A 20995-nucleotide genomic window follows, 5' to 3' on the forward strand; every position below is an offset into this window, starting at 1 on the left:
CGGTTCGGCTCGGGCGAGCGGCGCCTCGGATCGGGGGACCGGCTGCTCGACTTGGACGGCCGACGGCCCGGCTCGGACGGCCGGCGTCCCGCGCTGGGGCGGCCGGCGGCCCCCTTCAGACCACCGGCAGCCGGGACACCTGGAGTTCGTTCTCCTTCGCGTCGGTCTTCGCGATGGCCTTTGCGATCTTCTCCGCGTCGATTGCCAGTTCCCGGAACATGCCGGAGATGGGGTTGGTGAAGCCGGTGAAGTACAGGCCGGGGGTGCCCGGCGGGGTGTGTGCGCCGTGCACCACGGGGCTGCCGCGGCCGTCGAGTGCATCGAGGTGGCCGACGAGGTTCTCCAGGGCGCGGACGTAGCCGGTGGCGGCGATGACGGCGTCGGGCTCGACGCGGCTGCCGTCGGCGAGGACCACCTTGCCGTCCTCGAAGCCGTCGACGGCGGCCACGACCTCCACCTGCCCCTTGCGGACGGCGTCGATCAGGCCGACGTCCTGCACCGGGACGGCCCCCTCGGTCACCCGGCTGTAGAGGCCGGTGTCGGGGCGGGGCAGCCCGTGCGCCGACAGGTCGGGCACGCTGAGCCTGGCCAGTGGCCGGGCCAGCCGGTCGACCAGGCCGACCGGCAGCCGCCGTACCAGCACGCCCGAGTACTGGGCGGCCCAGCCCGCGGTGGAGCGGCGCACGATGTGCGGGGCGGTGCGCACGGACAGCCGTACCCGCGAGGCCCCGCCCTCGACGAGGTCAACGGCGATCTCGGCGCCGGTGTTGCCGACGCCGACGACCAGGACGTCACGGCCCGCGTAGGGCTGGGCGTTGCGGTAGGCGGAGGCGTGCAGCAGTTCGCCGGTGTACGTCTCGCGGCCGGGCCAGTCGGGCAGCCGGGGCGTGTGGTTGTAACCGGTGGCGATCACGACCGCGGCGCCGGTCAGCTCCCGGCCGCCGGTGGCGTGCAGCAGCCAGCCCTCGCCCTCGGGCGCGCGCTCGATGCGGGAGACCTCGACGCCGGTGACGATCTCCAGCTCGTGGTGCTCGGCGTACTTCTCCAGGTACCGCACCACGTCGTCCCGGGACACCCATCGCCCGAACCGCCGCGGCATCGGCAGCCCGGGCAGTCCGGACAGCCGGCGGGTGGTGTGCAGGCGCAGCCGGTCGTAGTGGCGGCGCCAGGAGGCGCCCACGCGGTCGGACTTCTCCAGGACGACCGCGCGGATGCCCCGGGCGCGCAGTGCGTACGCGACGGAGAGGCCACCGGGGCCGCCGCCGATGACGTACACGGGGCGGTCCGCGCCGGCTGATGAGTGCGCTGTGGAGTCGGCCATGTGCGCGAGCGTAATCACACGCCCCGTTGATGGGTCTCGGTCAAGACCGGAATTGGTTGCGGATTGATCACGCCTGTAGGAGGAGTGGGTGGGGCCGGTGACGTAGGCCACTTGATTGTGTGGACGAGGCGAAATGGCCGCGGCGCCGAGCCCGGTTCTTGCGGAGGGGCTCGGCGCCGCGGTGTGCGGTGACCGGGGTATGACGGGAAACCGGTACCGCGCTCAAGGGGCCCTGCGAGCGGGCCCAGGGGGGTCTACTTGGCCTTGTAGCCCGTCACCTTGGCGATCCACGCGATGAACTCGCCCGGGTCGGTGTTGGCGCCGTGGCCCTGGTCCCAGTAGTAGAAGTGGTTCACCTCGTCGCCCAGGCCGTTCGCCGCGGCGGCCAGGTTCGCGGAGACCGTCAGCGAGGTGTCGGAGTCCTTGGTGCCGAGCCGGATCCACCAGTGCTTGGAGCGCTTGGAGTTGACCTTCTCCACCAGGTGGTACATCGGGTTCATCAGGTCGAGCTTCGCGGGGATGTCGCTCGCGACGCGCTTGCTGCTCAGCCCGGTGCTGTCGTTCTTGGCGCCGTACGCCGTGAAGTGACGGGCCTGGGTGGTGTCCGCGCCGAAGAGGTTGTTCTCGCCCGTGGACAGGTCGAAGGCGTCGAAGGACGGCACCCCCTTCTTGCGGGCGCCCACGTGGGTGAGGAAGTCGGCCCAGGTGAAGGACGCCCTGCCGTTCTTCCAGGTGATGAAGGTGTTCGAGGCGAGGTAGGTCTCGCGGGCGGAGTCCGACAGGGCGGCGAGGTACTCGGTGGCCGAGGGCTCCAGGTACTGCTTGACCAGGTACTCGTCGTAGTTGCGGGCGTTGAGCGTGCCGAAGCGGTTCAGGCCGCGCAGCTTCAGGCCCGCCTGGTACTCGGCGAACTGGCCCTGGAACGTCTTGGACAGTGCCTGGTCGACCTGCTTGCCGGTGCTGAGGGCGTTGGTGCCCCAGTTCCACTCGTAGGCGGCGTCGGCGTGCTCAAGGTCGGTGATCGGGCACCAGGCGCCGACCGCGAAGATCGCGTCGGAGGCGTCGGCGGCGCCGATCTCCTTGAGGTACTTCTCGTACAGCGGGCTGTCCCCGGAGGCGCCGAGCAGCGAGGACAGGGCGCCGCCCGCGCTGGTGCCGGCCGAGACGATCCGGTCGACGTTGCCCGGGACGCGGCCCTTGTTGGCCTTCAGGTAGCGGACGGCGGCCTTGAGGTCGACGATCGCGGCCGGGGCGGTGCCGTAGTACTCGCCGTCGGAGTTCTTCAGGGTGCGGCCACGGGCGCCGGGCTCGACGACGACGTACCCGGCGGCGAGGGCGAGGAGCTGGTTGGAGGAGGTGGCGCCGCCGTCGGCGTTGGTGTTCTCGTTGGCGTTCGGCGCGGCGCTCCCGGTGGGCATGCCGCTGGGCGCACCTCCGCCACCGCCCGTGCCACCTCCGCCACCGCCCATGCCGCCGCTGCCGACGCCGGTCGCGTTCGCAACGGAGGACGGCATGTAACCGCCGACGGAGTTCGCGAACAGGATGGGCGCGCCGGAGGCGTCCACGGCCTTGCCGTCGATCTTCACCGGGGCGCTGACGTTCAGGGACTGGTAGGCCTCGTCGACCGGCTTGGCGACATAGGTGATCGCCTTCCAGAAGTGGTACGTCACCTCGTGCTTGTCGCCGGCCGCGTCCGTGACGGTGGTCGTCAGCTCGGTGTAGCCCTCGGGGTCGAAGACCAGCGAGCCGGAGGACGAGGAGTCGGCGCCCGCGTCGGACGAGGCCTGCGCGTTCAGGGCGATACCGCCCGCCGCGGCCACACCGGCCGCCGCGCCGATTCCCATCACGACGGTCCTGCGCTTGACTGCCCTGTGCTTCACGTTCGACTCCCTCGGGTGATTGGGCTTGCGTCTGCGAAGGTAGCCAAGGTGACGACAAAATTGCCAACAATCCGTGGTCTTTCACGGCAGACCCACAGCTTCACAGCGGACCGACAGCAGCGGCGGCAGTGGCGGCGGAGGCAGTGGCAGAGGCGGCGGCAGAGGTGGCGGGATGCGGGAGGCCTCCCGCATCCCGCAGATCTGACGTACCGTCAGATCCATGGAGACGGTCTGGCTCGGCGGTGCGGAGTGGCAGGCGGTGCTGCGCATAGGTCTCGGCCTGTGGTGGCTGGAGAGCTGGCGGCACAAGGACAAGAAGAGCTGGTTCGAGGGCGGCGGCATCGCCTGGGCGGCGGACGTGGCCGCCAAGCACCGCTGGAACGCCGTACGGTCCGGCTTCGAGGCCGTGGTCGTGCCCCGCCCCCGGACCATGGCCTACGTCGTCGCCTACGCGGAGCTCGCCCTGGGCCTCGGACTGATCGCCGGGTTCCTCACACCGGTGGCGCTGGTCGGCGGGCTGCTCCTCAACGGCGTCTACTTCACGCTCATGATCCACGACTGGGCGGAGCAGGGGCAGAACTCGATGATGGCGCTGATCTCGGTCGTCGCCCTGTTCGGGATGTCCTGGCAGACCTGGTCGCTGGACAGCGCGCTGGGGCTGTTCTGATGGAGGGGCGGTACGACCTCCCGGAGCCGGACGCCTTCACCCGCCCCTACTGGGACGCGGCGGCGCGGGGCCGTCTGCTGATCCGCCGCTGCGGTGCCTGCCGCCGCGCCCACCACTACCCGCGCGAGTTCTGCCCGCACTGCTGGAGCGAGGACGTCACCTGGCAGACCGCGAGCGGCCGGGCCACGCTCTACACCTGGTCCGTCGTCCACCGCAACGACCTGCCGCCCTTCGGGCAGCGCACCCCGTACGTCGCCGCCGTGGTCGACCTCGCCGAGGGGCCGCGGATGATGACGGAGATCGTGGGCTGCACGGGCGAGGAGCTGCGGGCCGGAATGGAGCTGGCGGCCGGTTTCCGGGAGGGCGTGCCGGTGTTCGGGCCGGCCCGCGGCCCGGCCGGACAACCGGAATGAGCGGCACCGCCTATCCCCGGTTTCAATAGCCCCATGACGCGCGTGGACAACGGCCACCACTCGGACCCGCTCCTCCCCGACCTGCACGGACACGGGCTGCGGCTGCGCCCCTGGGACGCGGAGTCGGAGACGGACGCCGACGCCTGGCTGCGCGGACGCACCGCCCCGGAGTTCCGGCGCTGGAACACGCCGCTCAGGTTCACCACCGACCCCGACAGCGCCCTCGACAGCCTGCGGGCCTCGGTGCAGAGCGCGGCGGAGGCCACCTCGGCGCCGTACTGCATCACGGACGCGGCGACCGGACGGCCGCTCGGGCACATCGGCGTCAACCTCATCAACCGTGTGATGCACTCCGGCCGGGTCGGCTACTGGGTCCTCCCCGAGGAACGCGGACGGCGCGTGGCCACCCGCGCGCTCGCCCTGGCCGCCCGCTGGGCCCTCACCGACCTGGGCCTGTACCGCCTGGAACTGACCCACGCCCTCGGCCACGACTCCTCCTGCCACATCGCCGAACGCTGCGGTTTCCGCTACGAGGGGACCCTGCGCGGCGCGATGTGGGAGGCGGGCCGGCACGACGCGTACCGCGACATGCACATGCACGCGCGCCTCGCCGACGACCCGGAGCCGCCGGACCCGGCATGAGTCCGAGGGCGTCCACGTGACGACCGTGCGTTCACTCGCGATAACTGTGGCCAACTCCCGTACAGACGCGGGATCATGAGACATGCGCTCGGACGACTGGTACGTCACCGAAGACCTCGACCGGTTCCTCGCCCACGCGGGAGGCTTCCTGCGATCGAGGCCCGACCTGCACACCGTCGCCCTGACGGTGACGGAGACGCTGCGGGCGCGCGGGCTGCGCGCGTACGGCGACGGCGCCCCCGTATTCGGCGTGATGGAGCGGGACGGGGTGGTGCGCGGCGCCTACTTCCGCACGCCCCCCTACCGGCTGAACGTCACGCCTCTCACCGCCGACGAGACGGACGCCCTCGCCGCCCACCTCGTCGCCTCCGGCCGCCCGGTGCCGGGCGTCATCGGCACCCGTGAGACGACCGCCGCCTTCCTTGCCTCCTGGCAGCGCCACACCGGCGCCACCGCAAGCCTGCGCCAGCGTCAACGGCTGTACCGGCTCGGCACGTTGACGATGCCGCAGCCGGTCCCCGAGGGCCGCGCGAGGGTGGCGGACGAGAAGGACCGGGACCAGCTGGTCCGCTGGTACGGCGAGTTCGTCGAGAGCGTGGGCGAGCTGTCCGCCGGGGACGCCGAGGCCTGGGCGGACCAGAAGATCGCCCACGGCGGCATCGCCTTCTGGGAGGGTCCGGACGGTACGCCCGTGTCCATGGCCGGCGTGACCCCGATGGTCGCCGGCCAGGTCCGCGTCGCGCCTGTCTACACCCCGGCCCATCTACGCGGACGCGGATACGCCGGGGCGGTGACGGTCGAGGTCAGCCGGGCCGCCCTGCGCGCCGGCGCCGAGGAGGTCCTGCTCTTCACGGACCTGTCCAACTCGACCAGCAACGGCCTGTACCAGCGGCTCGGCTACCGCGCGGTGGCCGATTTCGAGGTGTACGACTTCGCGGGTGGTTAGGGCCAGAGGAGTTCCTGGCTCCAACCCGACTCCGTGCGGCGGTAGTTCAGACGTACGTGTCTGCGGGCGGCGTCGCCCTGGAAGAACTCCACCTCCTGTGGGCGCAGGTGGTAGAGGGCCCAGGTGGGGACCGGGGCGTCCGGGTCGGTCTGGGCGCGGGACCAGGCTGCCTCCGAGGTCCGCGTCAACTCCTCCAGCGAGTCGAGGACTTCGCTCTGCCTCCCCGTGAGCGCCGCCGCCAGCGCGCCCGTCGAGCGGGCGTGCAGGTCTGCCTGGCTCTCCTCCGACGGGGCCGCCGTGACCGGCCCCCGCACCCTCACCTGGCGGCCCTGTACCGGCCAGTAGAAGCCGAGGGCCGCATACGGGCGGGCCGTGAGCTGGCGGCCCTTCCTGCTCGTCACATGTGTGGCGAACGACCAGCCGTCCGCGTCGGCGCCGTGCAGCATCACCGTCCGCACGTCCGGCAGGCCCTCCGCGTCCGTCGTCGCGAGCGACATGGTGTGCGGCTCCGGCTGCCCCGCCGCCACCGCCTCGGCGAACCACGCCGTGAACAGCGCCAGCGGCTCGGCCGGCGCCGCGGCCGGGTCGAACGGCGGCAGCGCGGTCACCTCCGGGTCCCACACCCGCAGCGACCTCAGCAACTCATGAAGATCCGTTCCCATACGGTGATTGTTGCTCCGGACCCATGCGTACGACCACCGGAACCGGCGGCGCCCTAGTCCCGGCCCAGCACCACCGTCCCCGCCGAGCAGAACCACCCCCCGGTGCCGGACGCCACCCCCAGCCGGGGCAACTCCCCGCCCCGCCCCCGCACTTGCCGCGCCCCGCCCTCCCCGCGCAGCTGCCGTACCGCCTCCACCAGCAGGAACAGCCCGCGCATCCCGGGGTGTTGGGCCGACAGTCCGCCCCCGTCCGTGTTGACCGGCAAGCGGCGGGCCTCGACGAACGCCCCGCCCTCGCCCTTCTTGCAGAACCCGAGGTCCTCCAGCGTCACCAGGGTCATGTAGGTGAACGCGTCGTAGATCTCCGCGAAGTCGATCTCCTCCGGCCGCACTCCCGCCCGTTCGAAGGCCAGGCGTCCGCTCACCGCCGCCGGTGACACCGTGAAGTCCGGCCACTCGGACATCGCGGCGTGCGAGACGTGCTCGCCGGTGCCGAGGATCCACACGGGCCGGGTGCGGCAGTCCCGTACGTACTCCTCCGCCGCCAGCAGCACCGCGGCCCCGCCGTCGGAGCGTATGCAGCAGTGCAGCTTGGTGAAGGGGTCCGCGATCATCGGGCCGGACAGGACGTCGTCGACCGTGACCGGGTCCCGGAACATCGCCTCCGGGTTCAGCGCCGCGTACTCCCTGGCCTGCACCGCGACCTGCGCCAACTGTTCGATCGTCGTGCCGTGTTCGTGCATGTGACGGCGGGCCGCCATCGCGTACTTGGCGACGAGCGTGTGGCCGTAGGGGACCTCGAACTGGAGCGGGCCGCGGGCGCCGAAGGAGAGGTTGCCCGTCCGCCGGCCCGCCCTGATGTCGGCGCGGGCCGTCGAGCCGTACGCCAGCAGGACCGCGTTCGCGTGCCCGGCGGCTATCGCGTCCGTCGCGTGGGCCGCCATCACCTCCCAGGTCGAGCCGCCCACCGAGGTGGAGTCGACCCAGGTCGGGCGCAGGCCCAGGTACTCGGCCACCTCGACCGGCGCGAGCGTGCCCGTGCCGGCCGAGGCGAAGCCGTCGATCAGGGAGCGGTCCAGGCCCGCGTCGGCGAGGGCCCGGCGGGCCGCCTGGGCGTGCAGCGTGTACGGGGTGGCGTCGGCCACGCGGCCGCAGTCGGAGAGGGCGACGCCGACCACGGCGACGTTCCGGTGTCCGGCAGTCATGACAGGCCTCTCCCTCTGGGCATCTGGATCCGGGACTCCTAATATGACGGACCGTCAGATCCGGAGGAAGGGGCAGCGATGGACACCGGCTTCACCGCCGAACAGGACGAGATCCGCCGTACCCTCCGCGAACTGCTGCACAAGCGGTCCGGCCCGGAGGAACTGCGCGCCGCCGTCGACACCCCGGCCGGACACGATCCGGCCCTGTGGACCGCCCTCGCCGAACAGCTCGGCCTGCCCGGCCTCGCCCTCCCCGAGGCCTACGGCGGCGTCGGCTGCACCCCCACCGAACTCGCCCTGGCCTGCGAGGAGCTGGGCCGGACCCTCACCCCCACCCCCCTGCTCGCCACCGCCGCCCTGGCCGCCCCCCTGATCCTCGCCCTCGGCACCGAAGCCCAGCGCACCACCCTGCTCCCCCGCATCACCTCCGGCACCCTCACCGCCACCCTCGCCGCCCCCACCACCGCGCTCGCCCTCACCGGCGACAACCACGGCGATTGGGCGGGCGGCGGACGGGCGGGGGGTGTGCAGGCGCGGCGGGTGGAGGGCGGCGGGCGCGCGGGCGGGGAGACCGTCTCCGCGCCCAGCGGTGTCCGTCGCGGCGACGTGGCGGGCGGGGAGGCCGCTCCCGCGCCTAGCGGCGGCAGCCCCGGCGATCTCGCGGTTGGCGGACAGGCCCGGCGTGCGGAGAGCGGTCGGCGGCTGTGCGGGGAGACCGTCTCCGCGCCCAGCGGTGTCCGTCGCGGCGACTCGGCGGGCGGTGGGCGTGCGGGTGGGGAGGCGGCTTCCGCGCCCAGCGGCGATAGCCGCGGCGACCTGGCGGTTGGCGGACAGGCCCGGCGCCCCGAGAGCCGCTGGCGGCTGTACGGGGAGGTCGCGCACGTTCTCGACGGGCACAGTGCGGGGGTTCTGCTCGTCGCTGCTCACAGCGGGGGGTTCGCCCGGTCCCGTACCGACCTCTTCCTCGTCCGCGCCGATGCCGCCGGGGTCGTCCGGGCGCGGCAGACCGCCCTCGACTCCACCCGACCCCAGGGGCGTGTCCAACTGCGTGATGTCGAGGCCGAGTTGCTGGGGGATGAGGGCGCGGACGTGCCCGGCGTCCTCGCCCGCCTCGGGGACACCGTGGCCGCCGTGCTCGCCTGCGAGGCCGTCGGCGCCGCCGACCGCGTGCTGGAGCTGACCGTCGAGTACGTGAAGCAGCGCGAGCAGTTCGGGCGGCCGGTCGGGTCCTTCCAGGCCGTCAAGCACCGGCTGGCCGACGTCTACGTCCAGGTGCAGGCCGCCCGGTCCGCCGCCTACTACGCGGCCTGGGCCACCGCCCACCGGGAAACCGTCGGCGGGCTCGCCCTCGCCCAGGCGCTGGAGGCGCTGCGGACCGCCGCCGGCGAGGCGATTCAGCTGCACGGCGGCATCGGGTTCACCTGGGAGCACCAGGCCCACCTGTACTTCAAGCGGGCCGCGGGGGACGAACTGCTCTTCGGGCCCGTGCACCGGCTGCGGGCACACGCGGCGGACGCGGCGCGGCTCTTCCTGGAACCGGAGGTGGCGGTGTGATCGGCGTGCGCGTGGTGCAGAAGCTGTCGTCGACACGCGGTTTCGCCAAGGTGGCCCCGCATGTCATCCCGGCCCTCGACCGGGCCGTCCACCGGCTCACCCGCGGGAAGGTGCTGCTCAGTGCCCAGATGCTGCCCGGCGTGGTGCTGACCTCGACCGGCGCCCGCAGCGGACAGCCCCGCCGTACGCCGCTCGCCTGCATGCCGGAGGAGGGCGGCGCCGGCTGGATCCTCGTCGGCTCCAACTTCGGCCGGACCGGACACCCCGCCTGGACCGCGAACCTGCGTGCTCATCCCGACGCCGAGATCAGCTGGAAGGGCGCGGACATCCCCGTCACGGCCCGGCTGCTGACGGGGGAGGAGCGGGCGGCGGCATGGCGGGCGGTGCTGGCCTTCTGGCCGCCGTACGCGACGTATCAGGCGCGGGTGGAGCGGGAGATCCGGGTGTTCAGGATCGTGCGCAGGTCATAGAAACGAAGACGGCCGGACCGCCCGTCACAGCGTCGCCAGCCGCTGGACCAGCAAAAACGCGCCGATCCCGAGCATCGCGGCGCCCGACGTGCGGGTGACCGCGCGGGCCGCGGCCGGGCGTGCGCCGAGGAGTGCGCGGGCCGCGAGGCCGACCGTCAGGTAGACGGCCGCGCAGCAGGCCATGTGGAGCAGGCCGAGGGTGGTGGTCTGGACGGCGACGGGGAGGTGCTCGCCCTTCGTGGTCAGGAACTGCGGCAGTACGGACAGGTAGAGCAGCAGCCCCTTCGGGTTCATGCCGCTGATCGTTGCCCCGCGCAGGAAGACCCGTACGCCGCTCGTCTGCACCGTCTCCCCGGCTCCGGGCACCCCCGGCCGTCGCAGCACCCCCCACCCCAGCCACACCAGATACCCCGCCCCCGCCACCGTCAGCGCGGTCAGCAGGGCGGGCGAACCCGCCACCAGGACCGCCAGGCCCGCCGCCGCCAGCGCCGTGTGCAGGGCGTAGCCGCTCACCAGGCCGCCCACGGCCGCCGCCACCGAGCCGCCGCGCAGCCCGGCGGAGATCGCGTACGCCCAGTCGGCGCCCGGCACACAGACCAGCAGCAGGTCTATGGCGAGGAAGGAGATGAGGGTCCCGGAGTCCATACAGCGGACATTAGGCGTGATTGGCCCGAAAGTGTTCCCGTAATTTGCTCGCTGAGCCCTGATCCGGGGGAAGATCTACCTCATGGACGACGTGGACCGGAAAATCCTTGCCGAGCTTCAGCAGGACGGGCGGCTGACCGTGACCGAACTGGCCGGGCGGGTGCGGCTGAGCGTCTCGCCCTGCCACCGGCGGCTGCGGGAGCTGGAGCGGTCGGGGGCGATCAGCGGCTACCGGGCCGTCGTGGAACCGGCCGCCGTCGGGCTGACCTTCGAGGCGCTGGTCTTCGTCTCCATGCGGCAGGAGGACCGGGACACGGTCGCCGAGTTCGAGCGGGCCCTCGCGGACATCCCCCACGTACTGGAGGCCGAGCGGCTGTTCGGCGAGCCCGACTATCTGCTGCGGGTGGCTACCGCCGACCTCGCCGCCTTCCAGCGCCTGTACGACGAGCGGCTCGCCGCGCTGCCGGGCGTGCAGCGGCTGACCTCGACGCTGGTGATGAAGCACGTCGTCAAGGACCGGCCGCTGCCCGCGTAGCAAGCTGCCCGCACAGCACGGCAGGCGGCCGTCCACGGAAGTGAACAGCCGCCTGCCAGACAGGACTTGCGGGCCCGGAGAAACCAGGGAAGTTACTTCGTCGGCTTCTTGCCCGTCACGCCCAGATGCACCAACAGCGCCAGGTTCGGCTTGAGTTCAGCCTGCTTGACGCCCCATGTCTGGAAGCCCTTCTGGTGCGAGGCCACCGCCGCGAGCATCGCGACGAGCGAACCCGCCACGGCCGCCGGGTTGACGTCCTTGTCGACCTTGCCCTTGGCCTGCAACTCCGTCACCGCGTCCGCGAGGGAGTTGTTCACCGAGTTCAGGATCTTCATGCGGATCTTGTAGAAGCGTTTGTCGCCCTCGGCGGCACCGAGGTCGACCACGCGCAGGATCGCCTCGTTCTTGCGCCAGAACTCAAGGAAGCCGTCGACGAGTTCCTGCGCGGTCTGCCAGCCTGCCTTGCCGACCCAGCTGCGCCCGGCGACCACCTCGGTCAACCCGGCGCCCTCGGCGGCCATTTGCTCGGCGATCTCCAGGACGGCGCCCTCGACGTCCGGGAAGTACTGATAGAAGGTCGCGGGCGAAGTGCCCGCCTTCCGGGCGACATCGATGACTTTGACGTCCCGGTAGGGAGAGGAGCTGAGCATCTCGCTGAGGCAGTCCAGCAGCTTCTGCCGCGTCGCCTGCCCACGCCGGCCGGCCACGCGGCCGTCGACGGTACGCACTTGTCCTGTCATGCCGTCAGCTTACCGAGGGGTGATCGGAGCGCGATTCGGCCGACTGCAAATGGGGTGCACGAGGGAGCGGAGGCAGGTGTGCCTGGTCTGCGGGGTGCGTGAGAGGCCGTTACTTTGGCGACATGGCCGAAAACAGGGCATCCGGGTATGCAGAGGGCGTCCCCTGCTGGGTGGACGCGCAGCTTCCCGACGTCGAGGCGGGCAAACGGTTCTACGGTGAGCTCTTCGGGTGGACCTTCGAGGAGCTGTACGCGCTGAAGGACGGGGAGCGCGTCGCCGCCCTCGTCCACAAGACGGACGGGCGGATGCCGACCGTCTGGACGGTGTACTTCGCCACCCCGGACATCGCGGCGCTGGTCCGGCGGGTCCGCGAGGCGGGCGGGCAGGTGGTCACGGCGCCCGTGCCGGTCGGCGCGGACGAGGGGGCGACCGCCCTGGTCACCGACCCCGAGGGCGCCGTCTTCGGCCTCTGGCAGGCGGGCCGTCACCCCGGCTTCGGCCGCCGCCACGAACCCGGCACCTTCGCCTGGGCCGAGCTGTACGCCCGGGACACCGAGGTCGCCAACGCCTTCTACGGCGGCCTCTTCCACGACGCCCTGTTCGGGCAGGACGCCGAGCCCGACTTCGGCCGCGCCCCCGTCTCCGACGTCTTCCCGGCCGTGATGCCCCCGCACTTCCTCGTCCACTTCCGCGTCGAGGACTGCCAGAGCGCCCTCGGCGAGGTCCAGCGGCTCGGCGGACGCGTACAGGCGCCGCCCTTCGAGACGTCCTACGGCACTGTGGCCGTCGTCACGGACAATCAGGGGGCGTCGTTCGCCCTGCTGGAGCGCTCGTAACGGGGCTTTTGTCCAAAGACACCCCGATTCGACCCCGGGTTCGCAACCGTGCCCCCGTACAGGAAGAATCGGGGTGCGTGCCGCCATGGCGGTGCGGTGGTGAGACGCTGCACTTCGGCCGCGTACATATGTGGGTGACGCGGCTCGTACGGGGAGGTGGCAGGCAAGTGGTGGATCAGCTGACACAGCACGATCCGCGGCGAATCGGGCCGTTCGAGGTGCTGGGACGGCTGGGTGCCGGCGGCATGGGGCTGGTCTATCTCGCGCGCTCGGCGTCCGGCCGGCGCGTGGCGATCAAGACGGTGCGCACGGAGCTCGCCGAGGACCAGCTGTTCCGGGTCCGCTTCACGCGCGAGGTGGAGGCGGCCCGCGCCGTCTCCGGCTTCTACACGGCGGCCGTGGTCGACGCGGACCCGCGTGCGGCCGTGCCCTGGCTGGCCACCGCGTACGTTCCCGCGCCCTCCCTCGAAGAGATAGTGAACGAGTGCGGGCCGCTCCCGGCCCAGGCGGTGCGCTGGCTGGCGGCGGGCGTCGCGGAGGCCCTCCAGTCCATCCACGGCGCGGGTCTCGTCCACCGCGACCTGAAGCCCTCCAACGTCCTCGTCGTGGAGGACGGCCCCCGGGTCATCGACTTCGGTATCGCGTCCGGCGTTTCGAACACGCGTCTGACGATGACGAACGTCGCCGTCGGCACCCCCGCCTACATGTCCCCGGAGCAGGCGAAGGACTCCCGCAGCGTCACCGGCGCCAGCGACGTCTTCTCACTGGGCTCGATGCTGGTCTTCGCCGCCACCGGCCACCCGCCCTTCCACGGCGCCAACCCGGTCGAGACGGTCTTCATGCTGCTGCGCGAGGGCCCCGACCTGGAGGGCCTGCCGGACGAGCTGCGCCCCCTCATCGAGTCCTGTATGCAGATGGAGGCCACGGGCCGCCCCAACCCCGCCGACCTCCAGGCCCAGCTCGCCCCCCACCTCTTCGGCTCCGGCTCCGACGACAGCGGCACGGCGTCCGCCTGGCTGCCCGAGCGGGCGGTCGGCCTGATCGAGGCCCGCCGCAATGGCCGCCCGCCCGCCAAGCCCGGGCAGAGCGGCCGCAGCGGCGGCGGACGGGTCGCCCCCGTGCCGCCCCCGCCCGCCCACGACCCCGTCGTGCCCACCCCGCCCGTGTCCGTCGGCGCGCCCGACACCGGACCCGTGCGCCTGGCCGGCGCCCAGGTGCCGATCGGGCCCGGCCCGCGCGTCGCCGACGCCCGCGCCGCCGCCGTGAAGGCACCGCCCCCGGAGGCCGGCCTGGTCGCCTCCTGGTCCAAGCCCCGCCCCGGTGTCAACGGCACCGACTCCGCCGTGGGCCCGGCCGTACCCCCCGCGCCCCCGGAGGCGGCGAGCGGCTGGCGGCCCTGGCGATTCCGTATGTCGAACGACGTGTGGGGCACCCCCGCCGTCTCCGGCGACCTCGTCTACGTCACCTCCTTCGAGGTGCACGCCCTGGACGTCGGCACCGGCCGCCGCCGCTTCAAGACACGGGACGTCGCCTGGTCGATGGCGGTCGCGGACGGCCGTATCCATGCCTCCGACGGGCCCACCCTCTTCGCCCTGGACTGCCGCGAGGGCGGCGACCTGTGGCGGCTGCCGACGGACGCCTGGGTGTACTCCCTCAAGGCCGAGCGCGGCACGGTCGTCACCGGCACGCGCGGTGGCGGCGTCCAGGCCTGGGAGGCCTCCACCGGCCAGAAGCTGTGGGAGATCACCGGCGCCCAGACCGACTTCGAGTCGCCCGAGGCCGGACCCACCCTGCACGAGGGCACGGTCTACGTCTGGCAGGACGCCCGGCTGCGCGCCCTCGACGCCCGCACCGGCGAGGAGCGCTGGTCGTACCCCATCGGCGACGCGGCCTCCTGCGGCGGCGTCCCGGTCCGTGTCGCGCAGGCGCCCGACGGCTATGTCTACGTCTCCGCCGGCACCCGCGTCCTCGCCATCGACGTAGCAAGCGGTCATGTCCGCTGGCACTTCGAGGCCCCGGCGGTCTTCCTGTGCCCGCCCGCCTTCGTCCCCGGCCCCGCGGTCACCGGCGGCGGCGTCTACCTCGCCGACTACCTCGGCACGGTCTACGCCCTCGACGCCACCGACGGCCGCGACCGCTGGCGCATCGCCACCGAGGCCCGCTCCTCCACCGAGCCGGTCCTGGTGGCCGCCGGCCACGTCCACGTGGGCAGCGGCAAGGGCCTGTACACGCTGGACGCGGTCACCGGCACCCCCAAGTGGCGTTTCCAGTCGGGCGGCGACATCGTCGGCGCCCCGGCCGTGGCGGAGGGACGTATCCACTTCGGCTCCACCGACCATCTGCTCTACACCCTGAAGGCCGACGACGGCCGGCTGCGCTGGAAGCTGGCGACCGGCGGCGAGATCACCGGCTCCCCGGTGGTCCAGGACGGCGTCGTGTACGCGTGCAGCAAGGACCGCTGTGTGTACGCGCTCGACGCGGAGAAGGGCACCGGCACCGCGCGCACGAACTGAGGACCGGGACGGCCGTCGTACCGGGGCACGGAAGGGGTGCCGGACGGCGGCCGTCGTTGCGGGGAGCGGCCCGGAGGGCCGCCCTGGGGGCCGAGGGCCGCTCTCACCCCAGACGCTACGCCGGGGACGCCCCGGTCGCCACGCGGTGACATGACCGTGACAGGTGATCGCTAGGGTGGCGGTATGGATCTTCGGGGGCGCAAGCTCAAGTTCACGGCAGTAACGGCATTGGTGGTCCTGGCGCTGACGGGTTTCTCGTCGGGGCGCGGGCACGGCGGCAGCAGCGGCGACAGCGACTCGGGCGGCGGCTGCAGCAGCTCCAGCCAGAACCACGACAGTTCGTCCGGCTCGCGCGACGACGATGACGACTACGACGCCCCCGGCGCGGGCGGCGCCGGCGTCGAGGAAGTCACGGTGGAGCTGGTGAGCTGCGCGACCGCCCAGGAGCCGTACGCGGCGGTCGAGGTCACCAACCCGAACAGCACCGGCGACAACGTCACCGTCGTCGTCACCTTCCTGGACGCCCAGTCCGGCGTGGTCGACATGCAGACCGTGGACGAGTACGTCGACGCGAACGCGACGGTCGCCTTCAAGGTCAACCTCACCAGCGAGACCATGGTGGCGGACGTCGACCACTGCGAGGCCCAGCTGATGCCCTCGGCCGGCTGACGCCGGTCACCTCACCCGGTACTCACCGGAACGCCGGGCGGCGAACAGCTCCGCCTGCCGTCCGGCGGGCAGGTTCCCCAGGGCGATGAGATGCGGGGCCTGCGCGAACGCCTGCGCACGGGCGGCCTCCTGGGCCGCCCACAGCGCCCGCACGGTCCCCTGCACGGCCTCGGCGGGATACCCGGCGATGACGGTCGCGCACCGCACAGCCGCCGCCAAGGCCCCGCCCTCCTCCGTGAGTTCGGAAACGAACCCGACCTCATGGGCCCGCCGCGCGGACATCCGCTCGGCGGTGCCCATGAGCACCGTCCGCGCGGCCTCCCCGTACGGCATCCGGAGCGCCATGAGCATCGACTCGTACGCGCTGACCATGCCGTACGTGGTGTGCGGATCGAAGAACTCGGCCGTCGGGTCGGCGACGACGAAGTCGCACTCGCCGAGCAGATAGAAGGCCCCGCCGCAGGCCATCCCGCGCACGGCGGCGATCACGGGCTTCCACAGGTCGTTGGCCTTCGGCCCGATGTGCAGCAGCGGATCGTCCTGCATGTACGGCGACTCCGGCTGCGGCACGACGGCGTCCCGGTCGATCCCCGTGCAGAACGCCCGCTCGCCGGCCCCGGTGAGGACGACGGCCCGCACGGAGGGGTCGAACCGGAACTCCCGCCAGACCGCACGCAGTTCCCCGGCCATGGCCAGGTCGATCGCGTTGAGCCGGTCCGGCCGGTCGAGGGTGACGACGGCGACGGCGCCGTCCCTGTCGACGCTCAGGCTCACGGCCGCTCCAGAACCCACTGGGGAAGCCCCTCCCGGCCGAAGACCACCCGCACCCTGGCCCCGATGCGGATGCGCTCCGCCGGCACGGAGTTCAGCGGCGCGTCCGGACCGGCGACGAGATTCCCGACGAGCCGTATCCGCGGATGCTCGTCGAGCTCGACGACGATCACCGCGTACGGCGCCTGCTCGGCGTAGTCCGGGAGGAGCGGGGGGTGGGGGACGACGTACGACCAGATGCGGCCGTGCCCGCCGACGGGCCGCCAATCGCTCTCGAAGGACCGGCAGTGCGGGCAGCAGGGGCGGGGCGGGAAGCGTGGCTCGCCGCAGCCGGCGCAGGCCTGGACGCGCAGCTCGCCCTGGGCGGCGTACTGCCAGAAGGGGGCGCCGTCGGGGTCGACGAGTGGCTTCAGCATCTCAACTCCTCAGCAGCAGGGCGGATGTCGGGACTCCTTCACCGGCGGTGACGAGACAGGTGGCCGCCCCCGGCACCTGGGCGGTGCTGGTGCCGCGGAGCTGTTTGACGCCTTCGTTGATGAGGTTGAAGCCGTGGACGTAGGCCTCGGAGAGCCCGCCGCCCCCGGTGTTGAGGGGCAGCCGCCCACCGATCTCCAGAGCACCCCCCTCCGTGAACGCCCCGCCCTCCCCGCGCCCGCAGAAGCCGTAGCCCTCCAGGGAGAGCGGGACGAGGGCGGTGAACGCGTCGTAGATCTGGGCGACATCGACGTCCTGGGGAGTGAAGTCGGCGTGTTTCCACAGGTGTCGGGCGGCGGTCCAGGCGGGGCCGGTGAGCGGGTCTTCGGTCCAGTAGTTGACCATGCCGTGGTGCTGGGCGGGCAGTCCCTGGGCGGCGGAGTGGACGTAGACGGGGGTGTTCGGGCAGTCGCGGGCGCGCTCGCGCGAGACGACGACGCACGCCAGGGCCCCGTCCGTCTCCAGGCAGTTGTCGAAGAGACAGAGGGGCTCGCTGATCCAGCGGGAGGTCATGTACATCTCGCGGGTCAGGGGCCGTTCGTACATCATGGCGGCGCGGTTCTGGTTGGCCCGGTTCCGGCAGGCGAGGGCGACGCTGAAGAGGTGGTCGCGGGTCGCGCCGTACTCGTGCATGTAACGGCGGGCGAGCATGGCGATCTCGTCGACGGGCCGGAGGAGTCCGAAGGGCCGGGTCCACTGGGCGGGAGTGGCGAGTTGGGACGTCGTGTTGGTCCAGGGCCGGGGCCCGCTGCCCCGCTTCCGCGACCGCCAGGCCACCCCGACGGTCGCCTGCCCGGTGGCGACGGCGGCGGCGAGATGCGCGACCGTCGCACACGAACCCCCGCCGCCGTAGCCGACCTTGCTGAAGAAGGTGAGGTCGCCGAACCCGACGGCCTTGGCCAGCTCGACCTCGTCCGTCTCCTCCATGGTGTAGGAGGCGAGCGCGTCGACCTCGCCGGGTGCGATGCCGGCGTCGTCGAGGGCGGCGAGGACGGCACGGCAGGCGAGGGTGCGCTCGTCCTCGGGGAGGTGCTTGGCGAAGGGGGTCTGCCCGATCCCGACGATGGCGGTGGCGTCCTTGATCCCGTACCCGTTGACGGCCATGCTCCAGCCCCTCCCCGTCTGCTGACAGGGCGTCAGGTTACAGCTAATCTGACGGACAGTCAGCTACTGGTTTGGGGGCTGTTGTGCGCGGTGACGTGGAGTGGGGCAGCGTGCCGGGGCTGGTGCTGGGCGCGGCCGAACGGTACGGGGACACCGAGGCGGTGGTGGACGGCCGCACCCGGATCTCGTACGCCGAACTGGGCGCCCGCATCGAGCGGTCGGCGGCGGCGTGCATTGCGAACGGGGTGCGGACGGGCGACCGGGTGGCGATCTGGGCGCCCAACTCCCCGGAGTGGATCGTGGCGGCGCTGGGGGCGGTGTCGGCCGGGGCGGTACTCGTCCCCCTGAACACCCGCTTCAAGGGGACGGAGGCGGCGGACGTACTGCGCCGCAGCGGGGCACGGCTGCTGTTCGTGACGGGGACGTTCCTGGGGACGTCGTACGTGGCGTCGCTGCGGAGGGCGGTGGGGGAGCGGGGTGCGGGGCTGCCGGGACTGCCGGAGCTGGAACAGGTGGTCGTCCTGTCGGAGGACGCTCCCGCGGACTTCCGCACGTGGAAGGAGTTCCTCGCGAGCGGGGACGGAGTGGGGGAGAGTGCCGTCCGGGCGAGGGCGGCGGAGGTAGGGCCGTCGGCCCTCTCGGACATCGTCTACACCTCGGGCACGACGGGCCGCCCCAAGGGCGCGGTGATCACACACGCGCAGACGCTGCGGGCGTACGAGGTGTGGAGCGACCTGGCGGGACTCGCCCCCGGGGACCGCTACCTGATCGTGAACCCCTTCTTCCACACCTTCGGCTACAAGGCGGGCGTGATCGCCTGCCTGATGCGCGGCGCGACGATGATCCCGCAGCCGGTGTTCAACGTGGACACGGTACTGGCGAACGTGGCGTCGGAACGGGTGTCCGTACTCCCCGGCCCGCCGACGCTGCTCCAGTCGCTGCTGGACCACCCGGGCCGGGGTGCCTACGACCTCTCGGCGCTGCGGCTGGTGGTGACGGGGGCGGCGGTGGTGCCGTTGCGGCTGGTGGAGCGGCTGCGGGCGGAGCTGGGAGTGTCGACGGTCCTGACGGCGTACGGACTGTCGGAGGCGAGCGGCATCGTGACGATGTGCCGGCGCGGCGACGACCCGTCGGTGATCGCGTCGACGTCGGGGCGGGCGATAGCGGGGGTGGAGGTGCGGGTATCGGCGCCCTGTGGGGAACCCGGCGAGATCCTGGTCCGCGGCTTCAACGTCATGCGGGGCTACTGGGAGGACCCGGCGGCTACGGCGGAGACGGTGACGGAGGACGGCTGGCTGCGGACGGGGGACGTGGGCGTACTGGACTCTTCGGGGAACCTGCGCGTCACCGACCGCATGAAGGACATGTTCATCGTCGGCGGCTTCAACGCGTACCCGGCGGAGATAGAGCGGACGCTGGGCCTCCATCCCGATGTCGCCGACGTCGCGGTGATCGGCGTACCGGACGCGCGGCTGGGGGAGGTCGGGAAGGCGTACGTGGTGCGGCGGCGGGGCGCTGCGCTGACCGGCGACGACCTGATCGTGTGGTCCCGGCGGGAGATGGCGAACTACAAGGTGCCGAGGTCGGTGGAGTTCGTGGGGGAGCTGCCGCGGAACGCGAGCGGGAAGGTGGTGAAGGGCGAGCTGAGGGGCACCGGCCGCTGACCGGCGCCCCTCAGCTCACCTTCGGTCTCAGCCGAAGGCGCGTACGGCCTGGTAGTAGGTCCAGGCGGTGCTGTTGCAGGCGGTCTTGGTGGCGCCGCCGTAGTTGTTGCAGACGCGCTTGAGGTCCTCGTAGAAGGCGCTGTCGAGGCGGGACTTGTTGGCGGAGAAGGTACCCATGGCCTTGTAGTTGCGGTAGCCGAAGTCATGGCGTGCGCAGGACATGGAGAACGGGAAGCCGAAGGGGTTGTCGGGGGAGGAGGAGCAGTAGTCGGTGGACCAGTCGAACCCGTAGGCGGCCCAGGCCCCCTGGTTGGCCCGGGCCGCGGCCCAGAGGCTGTAACTGCTCGCGCTGGTCTGCGTCCAGCTCGCCAGCACCTGAGGCTTGTCGGCGGGAGCGGCGTCGGCCGCGGTCGCTGTGGCGACGACGGTGACGAGGGTCAGAGCTGAGGCTGCAAGTGCGGTGCGTGCGGTACCGAGTCTGCGGTGCATCCCACACCTCCGTGAGGCTGTTGCCGGTCGCCCGTCCGGGGTTGGTCGAGCAACAGGTTCATGCCAAAAGGATCGGCAGGATGGGGGGTTGTTCACACCCCATGTACGCCAATTGCCGATTAATTAGGGGATGTGAGGGGTGATCAGGAGGTGAACCAGGGGCCGATGATGTGAACCCCCGCCTTGTCGGCACCGTGGGGCCGCCCGCTTCTCGGCCAGTGTCGCGCTTCCACGACCCGAGTAAAGGGCGCTCCGCTGCGCTACGCGTCGGCTGCGCCGATCGGCCTCCGGCCGACCCTTGACTCGGCTCGCTCCAGCACGGTGAAGAAGCGAGCGGGCGGCCGGGGGAGGAACGGGTGGCCTAGGCAAGTTGGCGGCTTCCGTCGGCTGGGCGGTGGGCCGGGACCGGACGGGCGCGGTCTCGCCTCGCCTGCACGCCGGGTGCGCTCAGCGGCTTGCGGGCGGTGGGTGGACGCGGTCGCGCCCGGCCTGGACGCCGGGTGAGCTTGGCGACTGGCGGCGACTGGCGGCGGCTGGGGGCGCGCGTCGGCGAGGTCGGGGCATGCTGAGCGGCCGGCGGTGAGCTGGTGGTTCAGCCAGGTTTGGGCAGGCCCGGTCAGCTCGGCGGCTGGCGGTGCTTGGGTGATGCAGGGCCAGTGCAGTGCCGATGCGCAGGAGCGAGGACGGCCCCCGACGCGTATACCGCCACGTAGCCCGAGTAGACCTCGCTGGCCACCGCCAAAAGGTACTTGGCCTATTTGGGCGCGGCGGAGTCTGCAAGCCCGAGGTCGGCAG

21 protein-coding genes are annotated in these 20995 nt (G+C 72.2%); 11 read left to right on the forward strand and 10 right to left on the reverse strand.

Annotation, left to right across the window (positions count from 1 at the left end; genetic code table 11):
• Positions 1 to 115 precede the first annotated feature (115 nt).
• Both AB0Q90_RS17900 and AB0Q90_RS17905 read right to left on the reverse strand, forming a co-directional pair.
• Positions 116 to 1321: an NAD(P)/FAD-dependent oxidoreductase gene (locus AB0Q90_RS17900; RefSeq protein WP_363165730.1), complete on the reverse strand. Its 1206-nt coding sequence runs from the start codon at positions 1319 to 1321 to the stop codon at positions 116 to 118.
• A gap of 254 nt (positions 1322 to 1575) precedes the next feature.
• On the reverse strand, positions 1576 to 3165 hold the full coding sequence (locus AB0Q90_RS17905; protein ID WP_363165765.1) for a subtype B tannase: 1590 nt from the start codon (positions 3163 to 3165) through the stop codon (positions 1576 to 1578).
• Between the two features lie 256 nt (positions 3166 to 3421).
• Here AB0Q90_RS17905 and AB0Q90_RS17910 point away from each other — a divergent pair, with 256 nt between their 5' ends.
• The 4 genes from AB0Q90_RS17910 (at position 3422) to AB0Q90_RS17925 (ending at position 5869) form a co-directional block, all read left to right on the forward strand.
• A complete protein-coding gene (locus AB0Q90_RS17910; RefSeq protein WP_363165731.1) occupies positions 3422 to 3868 on the forward strand; it encodes a DoxX family membrane protein in 447 nt (148 codons plus the stop codon).
• Positions 3868 to 4281 (forward strand): OB-fold domain-containing protein, encoded by a 414-nt coding sequence (locus AB0Q90_RS17915; protein ID WP_363165732.1) that lies wholly within the window; start codon positions 3868 to 3870, stop codon positions 4279 to 4281. The genes AB0Q90_RS17910 and AB0Q90_RS17915 overlap by 1 nt, the downstream gene beginning before the upstream one ends.
• A gap of 33 nt (positions 4282 to 4314) precedes the next feature.
• The gene (locus tag AB0Q90_RS17920; RefSeq protein WP_363165733.1) at positions 4315 to 4923 is read left to right on the forward strand and encodes a GNAT family protein; all 609 of its coding nucleotides are present in this window, start codon (positions 4315 to 4317) and stop codon (positions 4921 to 4923) included.
• A gap of 82 nt (positions 4924 to 5005) precedes the next feature.
• Complete coding sequence (locus AB0Q90_RS17925) at positions 5006 to 5869, forward strand: GNAT family N-acetyltransferase (RefSeq protein WP_363165734.1); 864 nt, start codon at positions 5006 to 5008, stop codon at positions 5867 to 5869.
• Here AB0Q90_RS17925 and AB0Q90_RS17930 read toward each other — a convergent pair.
• Positions 5866 to 6531 carry a pyridoxal 5'-phosphate synthase gene (locus AB0Q90_RS17930; protein ID WP_363165735.1) on the reverse strand — a complete coding sequence of 222 codons (666 nt, stop codon included), beginning with the start codon at positions 6529 to 6531 and terminating at the stop codon, positions 5866 to 5868. The genes AB0Q90_RS17925 and AB0Q90_RS17930 overlap by 4 nt on opposite strands.
• Before the next feature lie 53 nt (positions 6532 to 6584).
• Positions 6585 to 7736: an acetyl-CoA acetyltransferase gene (locus AB0Q90_RS17935; protein ID WP_363165736.1), complete on the reverse strand. Its 1152-nt coding sequence runs from the start codon at positions 7734 to 7736 to the stop codon at positions 6585 to 6587.
• A 78-nt stretch (positions 7737 to 7814) separates the two neighbouring features.
• On the opposite strand from AB0Q90_RS17935, the gene AB0Q90_RS17940 reads away from it, so the two are divergent.
• Both AB0Q90_RS17940 and AB0Q90_RS17945 read left to right on the forward strand, forming a co-directional pair.
• The gene (locus AB0Q90_RS17940; protein WP_363165737.1) at positions 7815 to 9290 is read left to right on the forward strand and encodes an acyl-CoA dehydrogenase family protein; all 1476 of its coding nucleotides are present in this window, start codon (positions 7815 to 7817) and stop codon (positions 9288 to 9290) included.
• A complete protein-coding gene (locus tag AB0Q90_RS17945) occupies positions 9287 to 9760 on the forward strand; it encodes a nitroreductase family deazaflavin-dependent oxidoreductase (protein ID WP_363165738.1) in 474 nt (157 codons plus the stop codon). Before AB0Q90_RS17940 ends, AB0Q90_RS17945 begins: the two co-directional genes overlap by 4 nt.
• Before the next feature lie 24 nt (positions 9761 to 9784).
• On the opposite strand, the gene AB0Q90_RS17950 is transcribed toward AB0Q90_RS17945, so the two are convergent.
• Positions 9785 to 10405 (reverse strand): LysE family translocator, encoded by a 621-nt coding sequence (locus AB0Q90_RS17950; protein ID WP_363165739.1) that lies wholly within the window; start codon positions 10403 to 10405, stop codon positions 9785 to 9787.
• An 82-nt stretch (positions 10406 to 10487) separates the two neighbouring features.
• Between AB0Q90_RS17950 and AB0Q90_RS17955 the strand changes: the two genes are divergently transcribed.
• Positions 10488 to 10940 (forward strand): Lrp/AsnC family transcriptional regulator, encoded by a 453-nt coding sequence (locus tag AB0Q90_RS17955; RefSeq protein ID WP_363165740.1) that lies wholly within the window; start codon positions 10488 to 10490, stop codon positions 10938 to 10940.
• Between the two features lie 92 nt (positions 10941 to 11032).
• On the opposite strand, the gene AB0Q90_RS17960 is transcribed toward AB0Q90_RS17955, so the two are convergent.
• Positions 11033 to 11668 carry a TetR family transcriptional regulator gene (locus tag AB0Q90_RS17960; RefSeq protein ID WP_363165766.1) on the reverse strand — a complete coding sequence of 212 codons (636 nt, stop codon included), beginning with the start codon at positions 11666 to 11668 and terminating at the stop codon, positions 11033 to 11035.
• Positions 11669 to 11802: 134 nt separating this feature from the next.
• On the opposite strand from AB0Q90_RS17960, the gene AB0Q90_RS17965 reads away from it, so the two are divergent.
• The 3 genes from AB0Q90_RS17965 (at position 11803) to AB0Q90_RS17975 (ending at position 15698) form a co-directional block, all read left to right on the forward strand.
• Positions 11803 to 12516: a VOC family protein gene (locus AB0Q90_RS17965; protein WP_363165741.1), complete on the forward strand. Its 714-nt coding sequence runs from the start codon at positions 11803 to 11805 to the stop codon at positions 12514 to 12516.
• Positions 12517 to 12683: 167 nt separating this feature from the next.
• Positions 12684 to 15029 (forward strand): serine/threonine-protein kinase, encoded by a 2346-nt coding sequence (locus AB0Q90_RS17970; protein ID WP_363165742.1) that lies wholly within the window; start codon positions 12684 to 12686, stop codon positions 15027 to 15029.
• A 183-nt stretch (positions 15030 to 15212) separates the two neighbouring features.
• Positions 15213 to 15698 (forward strand): hypothetical protein, encoded by a 486-nt coding sequence (locus AB0Q90_RS17975; protein ID WP_363165743.1) that lies wholly within the window; start codon positions 15213 to 15215, stop codon positions 15696 to 15698.
• Positions 15699 to 15704: 6 nt separating this feature from the next.
• On the opposite strand, the gene AB0Q90_RS17980 is transcribed toward AB0Q90_RS17975, so the two are convergent.
• From AB0Q90_RS17980 to AB0Q90_RS17990, 3 genes are read right to left on the reverse strand one after another with little or no spacing between them, the layout of a single operon-like run.
• Positions 15705 to 16490, reverse strand: a complete 786-nt coding sequence (locus AB0Q90_RS17980) for an enoyl-CoA hydratase/isomerase family protein (RefSeq protein WP_363165744.1) — start codon at positions 16488 to 16490, stop codon at positions 15705 to 15707.
• Positions 16469 to 16885 carry an OB-fold domain-containing protein gene (locus AB0Q90_RS17985; protein WP_363165745.1) on the reverse strand — a complete coding sequence of 139 codons (417 nt, stop codon included), beginning with the start codon at positions 16883 to 16885 and terminating at the stop codon, positions 16469 to 16471. The genes AB0Q90_RS17980 and AB0Q90_RS17985 overlap by 22 nt, the downstream gene beginning before the upstream one ends.
• A 1-nt stretch (position 16886) precedes the next feature.
• A complete protein-coding gene (locus AB0Q90_RS17990; RefSeq protein WP_363165746.1) occupies positions 16887 to 18047 on the reverse strand; it encodes a lipid-transfer protein in 1161 nt (386 codons plus the stop codon).
• An 83-nt stretch (positions 18048 to 18130) separates the two neighbouring features.
• Here AB0Q90_RS17990 and AB0Q90_RS17995 point away from each other — a divergent pair, with 83 nt between their 5' ends.
• Positions 18131 to 19711: a FadD3 family acyl-CoA ligase gene (locus AB0Q90_RS17995; protein ID WP_363165747.1), complete on the forward strand. Its 1581-nt coding sequence runs from the start codon at positions 18131 to 18133 to the stop codon at positions 19709 to 19711.
• A gap of 27 nt (positions 19712 to 19738) precedes the next feature.
• Here the strand turns inward: AB0Q90_RS17995 and AB0Q90_RS18000 are convergent, their stop codons facing one another.
• Positions 19739 to 20200: a phospholipase gene (locus AB0Q90_RS18000; protein WP_363165748.1), complete on the reverse strand. Its 462-nt coding sequence runs from the start codon at positions 20198 to 20200 to the stop codon at positions 19739 to 19741.
• Between the last annotated feature and the right edge of the window lie 795 nt (positions 20201 to 20995).

The sequence above is a fragment of the Streptomyces sp. NPDC079141 genome, from assembly GCF_040686775.1.
In the GTDB taxonomy this organism is placed as follows: Bacteria; Actinomycetota; Actinomycetes; order Streptomycetales; family Streptomycetaceae; genus Streptomyces.

Coding starts and splice junctions, on each gene's coding strand:
- AB0Q90_RS17900 (WP_363165730.1), bottom strand. CDS start 1,321: ATGGCCGACTCCACAGCGCACTCATCAGCCGGCGCGGACCGCCCCGTG.
- AB0Q90_RS17905 (WP_363165765.1), bottom strand. CDS start 3,165: ATGGGAATCGGCGCGGCGGCCGGTGTGGCCGCGGCGGGCGGTATCGCC.
- AB0Q90_RS17910 (WP_363165731.1), top strand. CDS start 3,422: ATGGAGACGGTCTGGCTCGGCGGTGCGGAGTGGCAGGCGGTGCTGCGC.
- AB0Q90_RS17915 (WP_363165732.1), top strand. CDS start 3,868: ATGGAGGGGCGGTACGACCTCCCGGAGCCGGACGCCTTCACCCGCCCC.
- AB0Q90_RS17920 (WP_363165733.1), top strand. CDS start 4,315: ATGACGCGCGTGGACAACGGCCACCACTCGGACCCGCTCCTCCCCGAC.
- AB0Q90_RS17925 (WP_363165734.1), top strand. CDS start 5,006: ATGCGCTCGGACGACTGGTACGTCACCGAAGACCTCGACCGGTTCCTC.
- AB0Q90_RS17930 (WP_363165735.1), bottom strand. CDS start 6,531: ATGGGAACGGATCTTCATGAGTTGCTGAGGTCGCTGCGGGTGTGGGAC.
- AB0Q90_RS17935 (WP_363165736.1), bottom strand. CDS start 7,736: ATGACTGCCGGACACCGGAACGTCGCCGTGGTCGGCGTCGCCCTCTCC.
- AB0Q90_RS17940 (WP_363165737.1), top strand. CDS start 7,815: ATGGACACCGGCTTCACCGCCGAACAGGACGAGATCCGCCGTACCCTC.
- AB0Q90_RS17950 (WP_363165739.1), bottom strand. CDS start 10,405: ATGGACTCCGGGACCCTCATCTCCTTCCTCGCCATAGACCTGCTGCTG.
- AB0Q90_RS17955 (WP_363165740.1), top strand. CDS start 10,488: ATGGACGACGTGGACCGGAAAATCCTTGCCGAGCTTCAGCAGGACGGG.
- AB0Q90_RS17965 (WP_363165741.1), top strand. CDS start 11,803: ATGGCCGAAAACAGGGCATCCGGGTATGCAGAGGGCGTCCCCTGCTGG.
- AB0Q90_RS17975 (WP_363165743.1), top strand. CDS start 15,213: ATGGATCTTCGGGGGCGCAAGCTCAAGTTCACGGCAGTAACGGCATTG.
- AB0Q90_RS17985 (WP_363165745.1), bottom strand. CDS start 16,885: ATGCTGAAGCCACTCGTCGACCCCGACGGCGCCCCCTTCTGGCAGTAC.
- AB0Q90_RS17990 (WP_363165746.1), bottom strand. CDS start 18,047: ATGGCCGTCAACGGGTACGGGATCAAGGACGCCACCGCCATCGTCGGG.
- AB0Q90_RS18000 (WP_363165748.1), bottom strand. CDS start 20,200: ATGCACCGCAGACTCGGTACCGCACGCACCGCACTTGCAGCCTCAGCT.